Genomic DNA, 13,374 nt, shown 5'->3' with positions numbered 1-13,374 from the left:
CAAGAAAGATCAAGCCGATGATCCCGCGTTATTCCCGGCCAGAAATGGTCGCCATCTGGTCGCCCGAAACCAAATTCCGCATCTGGTTCGAGATCGAGGCCCATGCCTGCGACGCGCTGGCTGAGCTGGGTGTGATCCCGAAGGACGCCGCCAAAACCATCTGGGAAAAGGGTGGTGCTGCCGAGTTTAACGTGGCCCGCATCGACGAAATCGAAGCCGTCACCAAGCATGATGTCATCGCCTTCCTCACTCATCTGGCAGAGTTTATCGGCCCCGACAGCCGGTTCGTGCATCAGGGCATGACCTCCTCGGACGTGCTGGATACCACCTTCAACATTCAGCTGGTCCGCGCTGCCGATCTGCTCTTGGCTGATATGGACCGCGTGCTGGCCGCGTTGAAAACCCGCGCCTTTGAGCACAAGGATTCGGTTCGCATTGGCCGCAGCCATGGCATTCACGCCGAACCCACCACCATGGGGCTGACCTTTGCCCGGTTCTACGCCGAAATGGAGCGCAACCGCGCCCGTCTCGTCAATGCCCGCGCTGAAATTGCCACGGGTGCTATTTCCGGTGCGGTTGGCACCTTTGCCAATATCGACCCCAGCGTCGAGGAACATGTCTGCGAAAAGCTCGGCCTCGTGCCAGAGCCGGTTTCCACGCAGGTCATCCCACGCGACCGTCACGCCATGTTCTTCGCCACATTGGGCGTGATTGCCTCGTCGATTGAAAACGTCGCGATTGAGATCCGCCATATGCAGCGCACCGAGGTGCTGGAAGCCGAAGAGTTCTTCTCTCCGGGCCAGAAGGGCTCATCGGCCATGCCGCACAAGCGCAACCCGGTGCTGACCGAAAACCTCACCGGCCTCGCCCGCCTCGTGCGCATGTCCGTCGTTCCCGCCATGGAAAACGTAGCCCTTTGGCATGAACGCGACATCAGCCACTCCAGCGTTGAGCGCGCCATCGGCCCCGACACCACCATTACACTCGATTTCGCCCTGAACCGTTTGGCAGGCGTTGTTGAAAAGCTGGTGATCTACCCAGAAAACATGTTGAAAAACATGAACAAATTCCGCGGCCTCGTCATGAGCCAGCGCGTGCTGCTGGCCCTGACCCAGGCTGGTGTCTCCCGAGAAGACAGCTACCGCCTCGTACAGCGCAACGCCATGAAGGTCTGGGAACAGGGCAAGGACTTTTTGGAAGAACTGCTGGGAGATGCTGAGGTGCGCGCAGCTCTAAGCGAAGAGCAAATTCGTGAGAAGTTTGACCTTGGGTATCATACCAAGCATGTCGATACGATTTTCAAGCGGGTTTTTGGGTGAAAAACACCTGAAAAGCGCTGAATTTTAATGGGATTGTTTTGGATCATGTCACCCTCGGGCTTATCTTGAGGGTGACACCTTCGATAGCATTTCGGCGTTATCAGCGGCTCGGCGCACGGCGGAGCATGACCTATAAGGTGATTGAGGCCTTAACCTCAAAAACAGATTGCATTCAACGTCCCGGATGATAATCAAGAATTCCGGCTGCATTATATCGAGGGATGTTATGCCGGATTTTTCTACATTCATGCTTTTTGCCGCGGCCTCATTGGTTCTCACAGCCACTCCCGGCCCGGATATGCTGCTCATTGCATCGCGCAGTGTTAGCCAAGGCCGGTCGGCTGGATTTCTGACATATGCGGGCATTGCCTTTGGTTGCTATTGTCACGCAACGGCTGCTGCCCTTGGACTATCGCAACTTTTCCTCACTGTTCCCGTCGCCTATGAGATCGTGCGTTGGGCCGGCTGCATCTATTTGCTGTACCTTGCCTATAAGACGATACGGTCGCAAGGAGCTGACTTCTCTCCTCAATCGTCACTCAAGCGCCTGTCTGGCAAACGCATTTTTACAGAAGGTCTTGCGACCAATCTTCTCAATCCCAAAATGGCGCTTTTCGTTCTTGCCCTGTTTCCGCAATTCGTAAATCCAGAACAAGGCTCTCTGCTCGTGCAAATGCTGCTGCTTGCCACAGTCTTGAATGTCATCGGAATGTTCGTGAATGGCTTGGTCATCCTCCTCGGCAGCCGGATACGCAGCCATCTTTCATCAGTGCGTCGCTTTCCAAAACTGCCTCAATATCTTCTTGCGACGGTCTTTACTGGCTTGGCCTGCCGCTTGGCTCTGGGCACGAGAAACTGAAATTGGCAAGGTCCGTTGATGCATTCTGAACCAGACGGACTCTAGAAACACCGTTCTTTACGACGTGCATCCCGCCCATTCATCCTCCCGCTGATCATTGTTAAACCGCACTTACTCGCTATATTCTTGACCATTATCAGTCAGGTACGCGGATAAGCGCCGTGGAAAAATGGAATGCGGCATGAAACTTCTTCTTCGTTTTATCAGTGTTATCCTGCTTTCTCTTCTGGTTCTGGCAGCACTCGTTGCCACAGGTTGGATTGCTCTGGCGCTTTGGTATCGCATTCCCGGGCCGGAATATGTTCGCGGAGCGGCGGCTGGGCTTTGGCTGGTGTTTGTTCTTGCCATCATCTCGTTGGGTCGAAAATCACTGCTCGCATCGGTCGGCCTTTTTGTGCTGAGCCTGGTCGTTGTCGGTATCTGGTGGCACTCGATCAAACCGAGTCTTGATCGCGATTGGGCGACGGATGTATCGAGGACTGTCACCGGGAGCGTTGAGAACAACATTGTGACGCTCCAGAATGTGCGAAATTTCAACTGGACAAGTGACACAGTTGCCGATGCCAAATGGGAGACGCGGCAATATGATCTCAACAAGCTGAATGAGGCCGATATGGTGCTGTCCTATTGGGGCATGGATGCCATTGCCCACACGCTCATCAGCTTCGGGTTTGAGGATGGTCAACGCGTGGTGTTCTCGGTGGAAACACGCCGCGAAAAGACCGAATCCTATTCATCGATTGCAGGCTTTTTCAAAACCTATGAGCTGGCTTTTCTCGCCGCCGATGAGCGGGATATTCTCTATCTTCGCACCAATATGCGCAAGGAAGACACCTATCTATACCCGCTGGATATTCCCAAACAGGCGATGCGCGCCTTGTTTTTGAATTACGTGAACTCGGCAGATCAGCTCGCCAAACAGCCAAAATTCTACGACACAATCACCACCAATTGCACCACAGTGGTGTTTGATCTTGCCCGCCAGATTGAACCCGGCATTCCAACCGATTATCGCGTTTTGCTGTCGGGCTACCTGCCCGGCTATCTGGCTGAGCATGGAGCCTCGGTCTGGAAGCTGCCGGAACCGGAATTGCGCGCCCGCGCCGCTATCAGCGCCAAAGCACAGGCTGCGGGGAATTCACCTCCTGGTTATTCCAGTGTGATCAGGCAGTCAAATTGAGAAGGCAAGTCATTCGCGTGTCTTGCTTTCAAAATGTGCGCGTACCAATTCCTTTGCTTCGTGCCAAAGAATTGGTGATCCACCTTCAATGGTCGGACCATAGCGCTCCATGACCTGTTGTTGGGAAACGCCGTTTTCAGCCCAGGTCCCGCCATCGGTCAGCGTATTGAGAAGCAGCGGCTGAAGGCGGTCCAACGCTTTTGCAAAACGCGCATTGGGCGTTTTTCCTTCCTCAAACTCCAACCAAAGAGCAAGCATCTCTTGACCCTGAGCATCGGGTAAAAGACCAAAGATACGCTTTGCGGCTGCGAATTCATGCTCGGCCAAAGCTGCGCGGTCTACCTGCTGATTATGTATCGGGGCATCGCCTGCGTCGATTTCGACCACATCATGCAGTAAAAGCAGTTTTACGATATGCAGTGGATCAACGTCCTCTGCGTGCTCAGACAGCGTTAGGGCGAATAAAGCCAAATGCCATGAATGTTCAGCGGAGTTTTCGCGGCGCGATTTATTGATCAGCGGTGATTGGCGCACAATGGATTTGAGTTTGTCCAGCTCAATCAAGAAAGCAAGTTGTTGGCGAAGGATCTCAAATTTAGTTTGCGGCATAAACTGCGCTCCGCCGACAACGCCGAGCAATGACCGCAACGGCACAACTAGGACTCCGGCACAAAACAAAATTTTGTGCCGGAGTTTTTATCCAATCGTTACTCAGGCAATTTCCGTACAGCACCCAAATCCGCCGACGTCGCAAACGCAGCATAGGCTTTCAGCGCCGTTGTCACCTTGCGCTTGCGGTGCTCAGCAGGCTTCCAGCCAGCGGCATCCTGTGAGACGCGGCGGGCGGCGAGCTCGCCTTCGGACAGCATCAGTTCGATGGTGCGGTTCGGGATGTCGATGGCGATGGTGTCGCCGTTGCGCACTAGGCCGATAGTGCCACCGTTCGCCGCTTCTGGCGAGACGTGGCCGATGGACAGGCCCGATGTGCCGCCGGAGAAGCGGCCGTCGGTGATCAGGGCGCAGACCTTGCCGAGGCCCTTGGATTTCAGGTAGCTGGTTGGGTACAGCATTTCCTGCATGCCCGGGCCGCCCTTCGGTCCTTCGTAGCGGATGACCACAACGTCGCCTGCCACGACCTCATTGCTGAGAATGGCCTTGACTGCCGAATCCTGGCTTTCATAGACCTTGGCCGGACCGGTAAATTTCAGGATGCTTTCATCGACACCAGCGGTTTTGACGATGCAGCCATCCAAGGCGATATTGCCCTTCAACACCGCCAGACCGCCATCCTTGGAGAATGGCTTTTCAACCGAGCGGATAACGCCATTTTCGCGATCCATGTCCAGTTCATGCCAGCGAGACGACTGCGAAAACGCCACTTGCGTTGGCACGCCGCCGGGGGCAGCGCGGAAGAACTCGCGTACACTCTCTGAATTGGTGCGGGTGATGTCCCAACGGTCAATGGCATCGCCCAGTGTTGGGGCGTGAACGGTTGGGCAATCGCGGTTGATCAGGCCACCTCGATCCAGCTCGCCCAGAATACGCATGATGCCGCCTGCGCGGTGCACGTCTTCCATATGCACATCCTGCTTGGCAGGTGCGACCTTGGACAGGCACGGTACGCGGCGCGACAGCTGGTCGATGTCGTCGAGATTAAAGTCAATCTCGCCTTCATAGGCGGCAGCCAAAATATGCAGCACGGTGTTGGTGGAGCCGCCCATGGCAATGTCCAGCGCCATGGCATTTTCAAACGCCTGCTTGGAGGCGATGTTGCGCGGCAGCACGTTTTCATCGTCCTGCTCATAGTAGCGGCGGGTGATGTCAACGATCAGATGACCCGCTTCCACAAACAGCCGCTTGCGGTCGGAGTGGGTTGCCAGCGTTGAGCCATTGCCGGGCAAGGACAGGCCGAGTGCTTCGGTCAGACAGTTCATGGAATTGGCGGTGAACATGCCAGAGCAGGACCCGCATGTCGGACAGGCCGAACGCTCGATGGTCGCGACGTCCTCATCGGAAATCTTGTCGTCCGCGGCGGCGACCATGGCATCCACCAGATCAAGCGCGACCTTCTTGCCATGCATGACGACCTTGCCCGCTTCCATCGGTCCACCGGAGACGAACACAGTCGGGATGTTGAGGCGCAGCGAGGCCATCAGCATGCCGGGGGTGATCTTGTCACAGTTGGAAATGCAGACCATGGCATCGGCGCAATGGGCATTGACCATATATTCAACGCTATCGGCGATGATTTCGCGCGATGGCAGCGAATACAGCATGCCGTCATGGCCCATGGCGATGCCGTCATCGACGGCAATGGTGTTGAATTCCTTGGCAACGCCGCCAGCCGCTTCGATTTCGCGGGCCACGAGCTGGCCGAGGTCCTTCAGGTGAACGTGGCCGGGCACAAACTGCGTGAACGAGTTGACCACGGCAATAATTGGCTTGCCGAAATCGCCATCCTTCATGCCGGTTGCGCGCCAAAGGCCGCGCGCGCCTGCCATGTTGCGGCCATGGGTCGTGGTTCTTGAGCGATAGGCTGGCATGGATGTCACCTCGATACTATTTTATTGCGCCGGAAACGCGCCGAATTTTCCAATTTATCTACGGCAGTAGGGTCTTTGTGTCACTATCAGCATGGTCGAAAACGGTACGCTCCCGGAAAGCTGAATGAGCGAGATGGCAGCGGCGCACAAGATTGTGAAGTTAACTGCTCATCAAATCGATCTGTCCTTGTAACTTTTTCGATCTATTTGCCGTATTCAATCGTAGACTGATGATAATTGACAGGGAGCACGATGAACATGTCCGCGTTTCGCCCACCGCATATTCCAGCGTCCGAGATTACACCGCAGAGCATCTACTTGTCACGCCGCAGCCTGATCGGCGGTGCAGCGGGAACCTTGGCGCTGGCGGCGGCTGGTGACGTGCTGGCCGCTCCCCTCACCGCCAAGCCGTCGGATTATAAGGTGGATGACAAGCTGACGCCGAAAAAAGACGTCACCACCTATAATAATTTCTATGAATTTGGCACGGACAAGTCCGATCCAGCCGCCAATTCCGGCAAGTTCAAGCCGACCCCCTGGACAGTGGAGGTTGGCGGCCTGGTTTCCAAGCCGCAAAAGATTGCCATCGAGGACATCATGAAGTCCTTCACCATGGAAGAGCGGATCTACCGCATGCGCTGCGTTGAGGCCTGGTCCATGGTCATTCCCTGGGATGGTTTTCCGCTGTCGGCCTTGCTGGACAGGGTCGAGCCGCTGGCCAGCGCCAAGTATGTCGCCTTTGAAACCGTGGTGCGCCCGGAAGAAATGCCGGGCCAGAGCGGTTTCTTCCAGTCGATCAATTGGCCTTATGTCGATGGCCTGCGGCTGGATGAAGCGCGTCATCCGCTGACGATTCTTGCCACCGGTCTTTACGGCGAAACGCTGCCAAACCAGAACGGCGCGCCTTTGCGGCTGGTCGTGCCCTGGAAATACGGCTTCAAGGGCATCAAATCCATCGTGAAGATTACGCTGACGGAAAAGCAACCGCCCTGCACCTGGAACATTTTGGCCGCCAATGAATATGGCTTCTACGCCAATGTGAACCCCAAGGTCGATCATCCCCGCTGGAGCCAAGCGACAGAGCGGCGCATCGGTGAAGGCGGTGGCCTGTTCGGCGGCTCACGCAAGGATACCCTGCCCTTCAACGGTTACGGGGAACAGGTCGCCAGCCTTTACGCTGGCATGGACCTGACCAAGAATTTCTGATCATGGCCTCATTCAGTCTTTCCGCACGGCAAAAATCGCTCTCCATCTGGGCGCTTTATGCCTTTGGCCTCATGCCTGGCCTCTACGCTTTCTATCTTGGCGTTTTCGGCGATCTCGGCGCCGATCCGGTGCGTGAATTCGAGCATCGTCTCGGGCTCTGGGCCTTGCGGTTCCTCTGTCTGGGGCTGGCGATAACGCCGCTGCGCGATCTGGCAAAATACAATTTCATCGCCTATCGCCGGGCGCTGGGGCTTCTGGTGTTCTACTATGTTCTGGCCCATTTTGCCGTCTATCTGACCTTGGATAGAGGGTTGATTCTCTCGTCCATTCTCGGGGATATCCTGAAACGGCCCTATATCATGCTCGGCATGCTGGGTCTCATCCTGCTTATTCCGCTGGCGCTGACCTCCAATCGCTGGTCGATCCGCAAGCTTGGCAGCCGCTGGAACACGCTGCATAAGGCGAGCTATATCATTCTGGCCGCAGGGCTTTTGCATTTCGTCCTGTCGCGCAAGTCCTTCACGCTGGAGCCAGCGATCTATACCGGCATTGTCATCCTGTTGCTTGGTTACCGGCTGGTGCGTCCAAGGCTGATGGCGGCGAAGCGCAAAAAGGCGGCGCTGGCCAAGGCGGCAACGCGAACCGCTTGAGGTTTAGGCTCAGGCAAGCCAGACTTCCTACGGTTTTCCCAGGAAGATAAACGGAAACGTGAGTGTCTGGAGCCTGGCGGGTTTACTCTGAACCTGATGGACTCTCGAATCGGTTTTCGGCCATGCAGGGAGACCAGAATACCGTGTTGAATATTGCCCACCCCCTCCAGGAGGCGAAACGCCTTTATGACAGTGGCCAGTATCAGGCGGCATTGGAAGCGGTCTCAGGCCTGGTTGCCGGCCATCCTGGCCCGGATGCGCCTGGCCTGCTTGGGGAAATCCTGCTGAAACTGGGTTCTGTCGAGGGTGCCGTCGAAGCCTTTGAATTTGCGGCAAGCCGGATGCCGGAGCTGGAGGGATCGCGGTTGCGCGCCCATGCCGCATTTCTGGCGCTGGATACGGAGGCGACCTACCCGCCGGAGCGCATGAATGCGTTGCTCTCCACCTTGGTCGCCAGCGAGAGGCCGGAGCATTGGCAAAAGGCCGGTGAAATCCTTTCGGCAGACAGCCGCAATCCGCTGACGCTAACCGTGTTGCAGAAACTGCGTCGCCTGAGACCGCAAGACGATAACGTGCTGATGCTGTTGCTGCGGGTGGCGCGTGAACAATGCCATTATCCGGTTCTGTTGGAAGAAGAGCCGCTGCTGCGGGAAAAATTGGCACGCGGCGAGATCGCATGCCTTACCCAGGAGCCGCCACATGCCAGCCTGATGTGGGAAGACGATGAGCGGCTGAACCGTCTGGCCTCGATGATCAGCGGCTTCCCGCCCGTCACTCCGGCCATGCAGGCCTTGCGGCATAGCCAGCCACAAAGCTGGGGCGAAAAGATCCGTATTGGCTATCTGAGCTGCGATTACTGGGACGATCACGCCACCATGCGGCTGCTGCGCTCGGTGCTGACGGCCCATGATGCCTCGCGCTTTGATGTCACGCTGTTTTGCTACACGCCGGACCAGTTTCTGGCCTATGACAATGGCGGGCGTCAGCAATGGGGCCGGATCGTTTCGATCACCGATATGAGCGATGATCAGGCGGCGGCCAGGGTTCGGGCGCACAACATTGATATTCTCGTTGACCTAAAGGGCCATACGCGCGGCAGTCGCTCTGCCCTGATGAACAGGCCGCTGGCGCCGGTGCATGTCCAATGGCTGGGCTTTCCCGGCACCTGTATCGAGATCGATTGCGATTATGCGATTGGCGACCGGTTTGTGCTGCCCGACAGTTCAAAGCCCCATTACCATGAGAAATTCTGCCGTCTGCCGGAATGCTACCAGCCGAACGACCCCATCTACCGTCCGCTGGCCGATGCCGCCAGCCGCATGGCGCTTGGCCTGCCGGCTGACCGCGTGGTGATTGGCGCGTTCAACAGCCAGCGCAAGAACTCGCTGCTCACCATGCGGCTTTGGGCCGAGGTGCTCAAGGCCAATCACAAAGCGCTGCTCTGGCTGATGGTGGACGGTAATGGTGCGCGCCAGGCAACCGCCGCCCATTTCAAGACGCTGGGCGTCAAACAATCGCAATTGTTGTTTGCGCCGAAAATGGCCTATGCGGCGCATCTGGCCCGGGCGCAGGCGGCTGATTTCGCCATCGATACTTTCCCCTGCAATGGTCACACGACGACATCTGATATGCTTTGGGCCGGGTTGCCAGTGCTAACCATGCAAGGCCGTAATTTTGCGTCCCGCGTGTCGGAAAGCCTGCTGAACGCTATCGGCCTGCCGCAACTGGTGGCAAGCAACGAACAGGATTTCGTGGCATTGGCAACCGCGCTCATCAACGATCCGGAAAAGCTGCGCGCCCTGAAACAACATTTGGTCGATCAACGCTTCAAGACGCCGTTGTTTGATGCAAAGCGCTTTTGCCGCCACCTTGAAACCGCCTATGAAATGATGGCGGAGCGTGCCAAAGCGGGATTGTCACCAGACCATTTCGATGTTCCCCATACAAAAGAAAGCCACATGCCATGACGGTTCTGGTGGATGAGATGGGTTCGCAAGCCTCGGATTTCGACCTCCGTATTCTTGCGGCCAAAACTCTGGAATCGGCAGGCAAAATCACTGATGCCGCACAAGCCTTCGTTGATCTCGCAGAGAGTGCCGCATCGTTTGATCCCTCCGCCCAGGCGGGGTTTCTCGGCCATGCGGCGCGTCTCTATCTAGCGGCCATGCAGCAGGAAAAGGCCGTTGCTCTTGCCTTGAACAGCCTCGCAATTGGCCCCGCGACCTTGGACGCTGCCTATGTGGTGCTGAAATCTGGAACTGTTCCTCTGTCCAGCGCGGCAAAAGACGCCCTGATCGCCACGCTGGGGGCAAGCAATGATATCGATGATCTGGTGCTTGCCGCCCTGTCGATCGGCAATGACATCCACCATCCACTCTGCCTGCCGATTTATACAAGGCTGCGGCAGTTGCGTCCGGACCTGCCGAAAGTGCGCATGGCGCTGGTGCAGATTGCCCGGATGCAATGCAATTACGACATCCTGACAGCCGAGGAGGCACTGCTGCACCGGGATATCGCGGCTGGCAAGGTGGATTTTCTCGCCATGGAATCGCCCCATGCCAATCTGATGTGGCTGGCGGATGAACGCCTGAACAGATTTGCCCGTTACTATACGATGACACAGGCGATGACGGCGGCCTCACAGACAACACGGCGCAGTCTGCCGCATGTCTGGGGCGAAAAGCTGAGAATTGGCTATCTTTCCGGCGATTTCTGGGACAATCACGCCACGATGCGTTTGCTGCGCAGCGTATTGACCAGCCATGACACCAGCCGTTTCGAGATCTTTCTGTTTTGCCACACGCCTCGCCACCTCGTCGATATCGATAAGGGCGGTCGTCAGCAATGGGGGGCGATCACCTCGATTGCCGACCAGACTGACGATGAGGCCGAAGCGACAATCCGGGCCATGAAGATCGACATCATGGTCGATCTGAAAGGCCATACACGCGATAGCCGCTCCGGGCTGATGAACCGCCCTCTTGCACCGGTTCATGTCGCGTGGCTGGGCTTTCCCGGCAGTTGTTGCGATGTCGATTGCGATTACGTTATTGGCGATCATGTCGTGCTACCTGATAGTGCCAAGCCCCATTATCACGAGAAATTCTGCCGACTGCCGGAGAGCTACCAGCCGAACGATCCGTTTCATCGCCCCTTCCCGCCCACTTCATCTCGCATGGCGCTCGGCCTGCCTGCGGACAGAGTGGTGATCGGTGCCTTCAATAGCCAGTCGAAAAACACGCCGGAAACCTTGCGGCTTTGGGCGCGCATCCTCAAGGCCAATCCAAAGGCTCTGCTCTGGATGATGGTCGATGGCCATAGCGCGCGCCAATCCACCGCCGCCTTCTTCAAATCGCTTGGTGTCAAGCAGTCGCAACTGCTGTTTGCCCCGAAAATGTTGTATGAAAACCATATCGCCCGCGCCCAGGCTGCCGATTTTGCCATCGATAGTTTTCCCTATAACGGCCACACGACCACCTCGGATATGCTGTGGGCGGGCCTGCCTGTCATAACCAAGCGGGGTACGAATTTCGCGTCTCGCGTCTCGGAAAGCCTGTTGAAAGCCATCGGTATCGATGAGCTTGTGGCGCGAGACGAAGACGATTTCGTCGAGCTTGCCACAGCATTGATCAATGATCCCGCCAGGATTGCCCGATTGAAGGCGCATATCGCCGAACAACGGTTCATAGCGCCTTTGTTCGATGCGACGCGGTTTTGCCACCATCTGGAGGGTGCTTATGTCACCATGGCAGACCGCGCCAAGGCGGGCCTTGCACCGGATCATTTCGATGTCGTAGCCCTGCCCCGTGATGGTGCCAGTTTTCAGCGCGCCTCGTAGAGGAAACCGGAGAAATCGGCCGGTCTCGCCTGCCCCGTCAGGTCGAAAGCGAACATGCCGGTAAAGGCGCCGGTGAAGGAGGCGTCAAAGCCGCGCCCGCCCTCATCGGAAATGACGCCCGCATCGAGGATCGGGCCAACCGATTGCCATGCCTCGCCGGAGCCATCCACGCTTGCGCCCGCGGGACGCCAGAAGAATTGCAGGTCGTTATCCGTGACCTCCATCGCCAGATCAATGTCGCCATCCGGCAGGGACAATCCGGAATCGATGGGAAAGATCAGCTTGCCGCCTGGGTAATCGCCGGGGCAGGACAGGATGGTCAGAGCCCGGCCCAAAGTCTCGTGCCAGGTCACAGTCAGGGCGTAAAACTTGTAGCGGTTATAGTAATGGGTCAGGCCCGCCGCCTGCTGATAGGTTTGCGGCGCAAAAGTGATACGGGTCTGCGCCCGGAAGCTATGGTGTTGCTGACGACGGGCGACAAGCGCTTGCTCGAACCAACTGCCAATGCTTTGCCGTCCATAGAGCCGCAGAAATCCGGGTCTTGCCGAGAGGCTGAAAATCCGCTCCGGCTCTGGCGTCCGCAACCATTGAAAATCCATCGGCAGGCCGGAAGGATCAAAACGGTACTCGGTGATCGCCGGCTTTTCCAAACGCTCTGCCGGTAAAGGCGGCTTCACATAGACCGCAGGCACCTGACCGCCCTGCTCCAGATAGAGCCAATCATCTTTCCAGACGCATTTTTGCAAGGATGTTTCACGCCCCAGCGTGCAACGACGATAGGGCGCCAGCGGACGTCCGCATAAATGGGTGTGATAGGCCTGTCCGTCGGGCGTTTCCACATATTGCCCGTGGCCAGCCTTTTGCAATTCTGCCTTGGAATCGTCTTTGGAGGTAATCAAATGTCGGTCGGGATGGGTCTCATAAGGGCCTTCGATGTTACGCGACCGCGCCATGGTGACCGCATGGTCATAGCCTGTGCCACCTTCGGCAACGGTTAGGTAGTACCAGCCATTGCGCTTGAACAGATGCGGTCCTTCGACCAGTCCAAGCTCGGTTCCGGGATAGATATTGCGTACCGGTCCCGTCAGCATTTTCGTCACCGGGTCCCATTCCTGCAACAGGATGCCGTCAAAGGCCGGATGCGGGCCAATGGTATTGAAAGCCTCAGCTCGATGGTTCCATTGCATGTTGACGAACCATTTGCGGCCATCGTCATCGTGAAACAGCGAGGGGTCAAAGCCGGAAGCATTGACATAGAACGGATCGGACCATTCGCCCTCAATACTTGGCGAGGTCACGATGTAATTGGGGGCATCCTTGAAGCTGCCGTCAAGGCGCTTCACATCGGTATAAACCAGCCAGAACAGCCCATCGGCATAGGACAGACACGGCGCCCAGATGCCGCAGCTATCGGGATTGCCGCGCATGTCCAGCTGGCTTTGGCGCTCCAGCGGGCGGCGGATCAACTTCCAGTTCACCAGATCACGGGAATGGTGGATCTGGACGCCCGGATACCATTCGAAGGTTGAGGTGGCGATATAATAATCCTCCCCCACCCGGCAGATGGACGGGTCCGGGTTGAAGCCCGGCAGGATTGGGTTGATGATCATGCTTCCTCCTCCACGAGAAACCCTCCTCGCCTTGAAAGGCGAAGAGACTGACTGCTGACAAAGCGCTCCAATCTCGACGTCATGCTCGGCCTTGTGCCGAGCATCTGCCACCGTTGAATGTATCAATCCACGTCAATGACATGGAGTCGGTGGTAGATCCTCGGGACAA

10 protein-coding genes are annotated in these 13,374 nt (G+C 56.9%); 7 read left to right on the top strand and 3 right to left on the bottom strand.

Translation table 11 applies throughout. The annotated features are described in order from the left end of the window. Nucleotides 1–17 precede the first annotated feature (17 nt). The 3 genes from purB (at nucleotide 18) to AVCG78_RS07445 (ending at nucleotide 3,358) form a co-directional block, all read left to right on the top strand. Nucleotides 18–1,319, top strand: coding sequence for an adenylosuccinate lyase (gene purB / locus AVCG78_RS07455; RefSeq protein WP_015916145.1), 1,302 nt, complete (start codon nucleotides 18–20; stop codon nucleotides 1,317–1,319). A 226-nt stretch (nucleotides 1,320–1,545) separates the two neighbouring features. Beyond that, the gene (locus tag AVCG78_RS07450; RefSeq protein WP_071205287.1) at nucleotides 1,546–2,178 is read left to right on the top strand and encodes a LysE family translocator; all 633 of its coding nucleotides are present in this window, start codon (nucleotides 1,546–1,548) and stop codon (nucleotides 2,176–2,178) included. A gap of 181 nt (nucleotides 2,179–2,359) precedes the next feature. After that, nucleotides 2,360–3,358, top strand: coding sequence for an Lnb N-terminal periplasmic domain-containing protein (locus AVCG78_RS07445; RefSeq protein ID WP_234665104.1), 999 nt, complete (start codon nucleotides 2,360–2,362; stop codon nucleotides 3,356–3,358). 9 nt (nucleotides 3,359–3,367) lie between these two features. Here the strand turns inward: AVCG78_RS07445 and AVCG78_RS07440 are convergent, their stop codons facing one another. Together AVCG78_RS07440 and ilvD are read right to left on the bottom strand one after the other, a co-directional pair. Beyond that, entirely contained in the window at nucleotides 3,368–3,967 is a 600-nt protein-coding gene (locus AVCG78_RS07440) for an HD domain-containing protein (protein WP_071205289.1), read from the bottom strand. A gap of 98 nt (nucleotides 3,968–4,065) precedes the next feature. Next, complete coding sequence (gene ilvD / locus AVCG78_RS07435) at nucleotides 4,066–5,901, bottom strand: dihydroxy-acid dehydratase (RefSeq protein WP_071585208.1); 1,836 nt, start codon at nucleotides 5,899–5,901, stop codon at nucleotides 4,066–4,068. A gap of 258 nt (nucleotides 5,902–6,159) precedes the next feature. On the opposite strand from ilvD, the gene msrP reads away from it, so the two are divergent. From msrP to AVCG78_RS07415, 4 genes are all read left to right on the top strand, one after another. Beyond that, nucleotides 6,160–7,107, top strand: a complete 948-nt coding sequence (gene msrP, locus AVCG78_RS07430) for a protein-methionine-sulfoxide reductase catalytic subunit MsrP (protein ID WP_071205320.1) — start codon at nucleotides 6,160–6,162, stop codon at nucleotides 7,105–7,107. Between the two features lie 2 nt (nucleotides 7,108–7,109). Then, a complete protein-coding gene (msrQ, locus tag AVCG78_RS07425) occupies nucleotides 7,110–7,757 on the top strand; it encodes a protein-methionine-sulfoxide reductase heme-binding subunit MsrQ (RefSeq protein WP_041696647.1) in 648 nt (215 codons plus the stop codon). A 122-nt stretch (nucleotides 7,758–7,879) separates the two neighbouring features. Next, complete coding sequence (locus AVCG78_RS07420) at nucleotides 7,880–9,724, top strand: O-linked N-acetylglucosamine transferase, SPINDLY family protein (protein ID WP_071205291.1); 1,845 nt, start codon at nucleotides 7,880–7,882, stop codon at nucleotides 9,722–9,724. After that, the gene (locus AVCG78_RS07415) at nucleotides 9,721–11,595 is read left to right on the top strand and encodes an O-linked N-acetylglucosamine transferase, SPINDLY family protein (protein ID WP_071205292.1); all 1,875 of its coding nucleotides are present in this window, start codon (nucleotides 9,721–9,723) and stop codon (nucleotides 11,593–11,595) included. The genes AVCG78_RS07420 and AVCG78_RS07415 overlap by 4 nt, the downstream gene beginning before the upstream one ends. Here the strand turns inward: AVCG78_RS07415 and AVCG78_RS07410 are convergent. Next, nucleotides 11,580–13,205 carry a glycoside hydrolase family 43 protein gene (locus AVCG78_RS07410; protein WP_071585207.1) on the bottom strand — a complete coding sequence of 542 codons (1,626 nt, stop codon included), beginning with the start codon at nucleotides 13,203–13,205 and terminating at the stop codon, nucleotides 11,580–11,582. The genes AVCG78_RS07415 and AVCG78_RS07410 overlap by 16 nt on opposite strands. Between the last annotated feature and the right edge of the window lie 169 nt (nucleotides 13,206–13,374).

Origin of the sequence: Gillisella vitis, assembly GCF_021559775.1 — a bacterium.
GTDB classification, from domain to species: Bacteria; Pseudomonadota; Alphaproteobacteria; order Rhizobiales; family Rhizobiaceae; genus Allorhizobium; species Allorhizobium ampelinum.
This window is presented reverse-complemented; position numbering and strand designations above follow the sequence as displayed.

What these genes read in the sequence shown, in the direction of transcription:
- purB (WP_015916145.1), top strand. Translation starts at nt 18, where the DNA reads ATGATCCCGCGTTATTCCCGGCCAGAAATGGTCGCCATCTGGTCGCCC.
- AVCG78_RS07450 (WP_071205287.1), top strand. Translation starts at nt 1,546, where the DNA reads ATGCCGGATTTTTCTACATTCATGCTTTTTGCCGCGGCCTCATTGGTT.
- AVCG78_RS07445 (WP_234665104.1), top strand. Translation starts at nt 2,360, where the DNA reads ATGAAACTTCTTCTTCGTTTTATCAGTGTTATCCTGCTTTCTCTTCTG.
- AVCG78_RS07440 (WP_071205289.1), bottom strand. Translation starts at nt 3,967, where the DNA reads ATGCCGCAAACTAAATTTGAGATCCTTCGCCAACAACTTGCTTTCTTG.
- ilvD (WP_071585208.1), bottom strand. Translation starts at nt 5,901, where the DNA reads ATGCCAGCCTATCGCTCAAGAACCACGACCCATGGCCGCAACATGGCA.
- msrP (WP_071205320.1), top strand. Translation starts at nt 6,160, where the DNA reads ATGTCCGCGTTTCGCCCACCGCATATTCCAGCGTCCGAGATTACACCG.
- msrQ (WP_041696647.1), top strand. Translation starts at nt 7,110, where the DNA reads ATGGCCTCATTCAGTCTTTCCGCACGGCAAAAATCGCTCTCCATCTGG.
- AVCG78_RS07420 (WP_071205291.1), top strand. Translation starts at nt 7,880, where the DNA reads ATGCAGGGAGACCAGAATACCGTGTTGAATATTGCCCACCCCCTCCAG.
- AVCG78_RS07415 (WP_071205292.1), top strand. Translation starts at nt 9,721, where the DNA reads ATGACGGTTCTGGTGGATGAGATGGGTTCGCAAGCCTCGGATTTCGAC.
- AVCG78_RS07410 (WP_071585207.1), bottom strand. Translation starts at nt 13,205, where the DNA reads ATGATCATCAACCCAATCCTGCCGGGCTTCAACCCGGACCCGTCCATC.